This window comes from Ruegeria sp. AP12, from assembly GCF_056540025.1.
Genome location: NZ_JBQFVZ010000110.1, coordinates 1 through 1,012 on the forward strand (window position 1 = coordinate 1; position 1,012 = coordinate 1,012).

The 1,012-nt window shown below is 62.0% G+C and carries 1 pseudogene; it reads left to right on the forward strand.

The features are described 5' to 3' along the window. Window positions 1-1,012, forward strand: a pseudogene (locus ACR0E6_RS21565) (glycine cleavage system protein T); the annotation flags it as partial.

Consider the following 1,012-nt stretch of genomic DNA (forward strand, 5'->3'; position numbering starts at 1 on the left):
TGAAGAACTACTGGGTCGCCGTGGGCGTCATGGCGGGTTTCTGTCAGGGCGGCGGCGTTGGCCTGACCATGGCCGAATGGATGATCGACGGCGAGCCCTCGATCGACGTCTGGGCGATGGACGTGGCCCGCTTTGGTGAGTTCGCAACGCCGGACTGGGGCACCATCAAGTCCTCGGAAAACTACGAGCGCCGCTTCGTGATGACTTTCCCGAACGAAACGCTGCCCAAAGGCCGGATGCAGAAAACCACCGCGCTCTATGACCGTCTGGTCGAAAAGGGTGCCGTGATGGGGCAAGGCTTTGGTCTGGAAAACGCTCTGTGGTTTGCCGACAGTTCCGAAGACGCGCATGAAACGCCGACTTTCGAGCGGAACCGCAGCCACGACTATGTCGCGCGCGAAGTCAAAGCCGTGCAAGAGGCCGTCGGCGGTATCGAAATCGCCAACTTCGCCAAGCACGAGTTCAAGGGCGCTGGCGCGCGTGAATACTTGAACCGCACTCTGGCCGGTTACGTCCCGAAACCGGGCCGTCTGGCGCTGACCCCGATGCTGACCGAAAAAGGCCGCCTGTACGGAGACCTGACAGTGGCATGCCTGGGTGACGATCACTTCATGCTGTTCGGTTCCGGCACGATGCAGGACGCACATAGCCGTTGGTTCGAAAAGGACCTGCCTGCGGATGTGTCCTATGCCAATGTCTCGGACGACTGGCATGGGATCGCCCTGTCGGGCCCCAAATCGCGCGAGCTGCTGGCCCGTATCACCCGCGACGACGTCAGCGCCGATGCGCTGAAGTTCCGCGATCTGCGCCAGACCTTCGTGGGCGGGGTTCCGGTGATCCTGAACCGTATCTCGTTCTCGGGAGAACTGGGCTTTGAGATCTACTGCAAGCCGATGTACCTGCTGCGTCTGGCCGAGGCGATCGAAGAGGCCGGGGCCGATCTGGGTTATCGCTGGTACGGCGCACGCGCGCTGATGTCGCTGCGCCTTGAAAAAGGCTGGGGCGTCTGGAC